This is a genomic window from Arhodomonas sp. KWT, assembly GCF_010993615.1.
Genome location: NZ_WNXE01000024.1, coordinates 10,339 through 13,402, shown reverse-complemented (window position 1 = coordinate 13,402; position 3,064 = coordinate 10,339). Strand labels below are relative to the sequence as shown.

3 protein-coding genes are annotated in these 3,064 nt (G+C 69.5%); 2 read left to right on the top strand and 1 reads right to left on the bottom strand.

What is annotated here, in order from left to right; genetic code table 11:
* Nucleotides 1-14: 14 nt before the first annotated feature.
* A complete protein-coding gene (locus G7A99_RS06680) occupies nt 15-413 on the bottom strand; it encodes a YbaN family protein (protein ID WP_163139269.1) in 399 nt (132 codons plus the stop codon).
* A 94-nt stretch (nt 414-507) separates the two neighbouring features.
* On the opposite strand from G7A99_RS06680, the gene hemN reads away from it, so the two are divergent.
* Together hemN and G7A99_RS06670 are read left to right on the top strand one after the other, a co-directional pair.
* Nucleotides 508-1,896: an oxygen-independent coproporphyrinogen III oxidase gene (hemN, locus tag G7A99_RS06675; protein WP_163139268.1), complete on the top strand. Its 1,389-nt coding sequence runs from the start codon at nt 508-510 to the stop codon at nt 1,894-1,896.
* 129 nt (nt 1,897-2,025) lie between these two features.
* Entirely contained in the window at nt 2,026-2,871 is an 846-nt protein-coding gene (locus G7A99_RS06670) for a mechanosensitive ion channel family protein (RefSeq protein WP_163139267.1), read from the top strand.
* Nucleotides 2,872-3,064: the final 193 nt, after the last annotated feature.

Below are 3,064 nucleotides of genomic sequence, written 5' to 3'. Positions count from 1 at the left end.
CGCGGCCCCGCCCGTCACGACCGTCGGGTGACGATAAAGGTGCTGACGCCGAGCAGCAGCGCGGAGACGCCCAGGCGCAGCGGCAGCGGTTCCACCGTCGCCATCATGATCCCCCAGCTCACCACGATCAGTCCGATGGCCGTGCGCTTCGCCGCCGGTCGGATGGCCCGGCGTTCCTGCCAGTCCGCCAGCGGCGGTCCGAGCCGCGGGTGCTCGTGGAGCCAGCGCGCCAGTGCCGGCGAGCTGCGCGAGGCGGCGTAGGCCGCGAGCAGCAGGAACGGCGTGGTCGGCAGCAGCGGCAGGGCCACCCCGAGCATGCCCAGGGCGATGCAGCTCCCGGCCAGCGCCTGCCAGGCGTAGCGGCGGAAGCCGCCGTTTCCCGGTGTGTTTCGAGACCCATGTTTGCCGGCCATGATCTGGATCAAAAGCAGCCCCTGATTTATGCCTTATCCTGCCACAAATGCGCCGTCCTGAACCCATCCCCAGGGGGCGTGCGTGGAGGTTGCCATGTCCGAGACCCTACAGATCGACCCGCAGATGCTCGAGCGCTACGACGTGACCGCCCCGCGGTACACGTCCTATCCGACGGCGCTCGCTTTCCACCCCGGCTGGGACGAGGCCGCCTACGTGGCCCACGTGCGCGCACACCGCGCCCCGGACGAGCCGCTGTCGATGTACGTGCACGTGCCGTTCTGCCACTCGGCGTGCTTCTACTGCGCGTGCAACCGGATCATCACTGCCAACCGCCGTCACGCCGAGCACTACCTGGAGCGGCTGATCCGCGAGATCCACGCCCAGGCGACCCTGCTTGGCCCGCGGCCGCTGGCGCAGCTGCATTTCGGCGGCGGCACGCCCACCTACCTGGACGACGACCAGCTCGAGCGCCTGATGAGGGTGATCGGCGAGGCCTTTCCGTTCGCCCCCGTTGCCGAGCGGGAGTTCTCCATCGAGATCGACCCGCGCACGGTGGACCCGGCCCGCATGCGCCGGCTCCGCGGGATGGGCTTCTCCCGGGTGAGCCTGGGTGTGCAGGACTTCGACCCGGCGGTGCAGGCCGCCATCAACCGGATACAGTCCGCCGAGATGGTCTCGCAGGTGCTCGCCGCGGCCCGTGGCGAGGGCTTCACCTCCACCAACATGGACCTCATCTACGGTCTGCCGAAGCAGGACCGGGCGCGCTTCGACGCGACCCTGGAGCGGATCATCCGCATGCGTCCCGAGCGGTTGGCCATCTACAACTACGCCCACCTGCCCGAGCGCTTCAAGATGCAGCGCCAGATCGACGCCGATACGCTGCCGGGGCCCGAGGAGAAGCTGGGCATCTTCAACGACGCCATCCGCCGGCTCACGGAGGCGGGCTACGTCTACATCGGCATGGACCACTTCGCCCTGCCGGAGGACGAGCTCGCCCAGGCCCTGGCCGCCGATACCTTGCAGCGCAACTTCCAGGGCTATTCCACCCGAGGCGGACTGGATCTGGTGGGCGTGGGCTCCACCGCCATCGGCCACATCGCCGGCGCTTACAGCCAGAATCACCACAATCTCGCGGCCTACAACGAGGCCATCGACGACGGCCGGCTCGCGGTCGCCAAGGGATACCGGCGTGACGCCGACGACGAACTCCGTGCCGAGGTGATCGAGGCGGTGATGTGCCGCTCGCGGCTGGACTTCAACGACGTCTCCGCGCGCCACGGCATCGACTTCGCGGATTACTTTGCCGACGCCCTCGCCGACCTGCGCCCCGCCGAGGCGGACGGGCTGGTGGTCATCGGCGATGACAGCCTGACCGTGACCCGCCAGGGGCGGCTGTTCCTGCGTCAGATCGCGATGCCGTTCGACGCCCATCGCCGGCGCGGCGAGTCCGACATCCTGCGGCGCTTCTCCCGCGCCATCTGACCCGGCGGCGGCCTCGCGGGCCGCCGTCCTTCCGCGGTTGCCCCCGGCCCGGCCGGGGGGCTTTAATGTGCCCGTGCGACGCCCTTTCGGGGCGGCGCCACGCACAACAACAACCGCGGAGCGTCACACATGCAGGACATGCAGCAACTCTACGAGCAGGGCTACGCGTGGCTGGTCACGAACGGGGCCGACTTCCTGCTCAACCTCGTCGGCGCTGTCGTCATCTTCTACATCGGCAAGTGGGCGGCCCGCGGCCTCAAGGGCGTCAGCCGCCGGCTGATGCAGCGCGCGCGGCTCGACGACACCCTGGTGAGCTTCGCCGCCAACATCATCTACGCGCTGATCCTCGCCTTCGTGATCATCGCCGCGCTTGGCCAGCTCGGTATCCAGACGGCCTCCCTCATCGCCATCCTCGGTGCCGCCGGCCTGGCCGTCGGTCTGGCCCTGCAGGGCTCGCTGTCCAATTTCGCGGCGGGGGTGCTGATGATCCTCTTCCGCCCCTTCCGGGTGGGGGACTACGTCGAGGCCGCGGGCACCAGCGGTACCGTCGACGAGATCGAGATCTTCCAGACCCGGCTGCGCACCCCGGACAACAAGGTCGTCATCGTGCCGAACGCGAGCGTCACCGGTGGCACCATCGTGAACTACTCGGCGATGGATACCCGCCGTGTGGACATGGTCATCGGCGTGCATTACGACACCGACCTGTCCCGGGCCCGGAACCTGCTCATGGAGATCATCACCGCCGACGAGCGCGTGCTCGCGGATCCGGCGCCCGTGGTGGTGGTGGGTGACCTCGGTGCCAGCACGGTGGACTTCTGGGTGCGGCCCTGGTGCAAGGCCACGGACTACTGGCCGCTGAAGTGGGACATGCTGGAGACCATCAAGACCCGGCTGGAGGCCGAGGGCATCACCATCGCCTTCCCGCAGCTCGACGTCCACCTCTTCCGCGAGGAGGGGCAGGGCGCCGGGTAGCACGGCGGGCCGCGCCGCGGCGCCCGCGCGGACGCCGCGTCCCGGCCCGGTGCCGTGTCCCCGATCCGGGCGCCGGCGTGTCAGCCGGCGTCGTCTCCGCGCAGGAACTCCAGGATGCTGGAGAAATCCTTCCTGCCGTTGCCCTGGGCGCTGTGGGTCGTGTAGAGGCTGCGCGCAAGCGCCCCCATGGGGG

What these genes read in the sequence shown, in the direction of transcription:
- G7A99_RS06680 (WP_163139269.1), bottom strand. Translation starts at nt 413, where the DNA reads ATGGCCGGCAAACATGGGTCTCGAAACACACCGGGAAACGGCGGCTTC.
- hemN (WP_163139268.1), top strand. Translation starts at nt 508, where the DNA reads ATGTCCGAGACCCTACAGATCGACCCGCAGATGCTCGAGCGCTACGAC.
- G7A99_RS06670 (WP_163139267.1), top strand. Translation starts at nt 2,026, where the DNA reads ATGCAGGACATGCAGCAACTCTACGAGCAGGGCTACGCGTGGCTGGTC.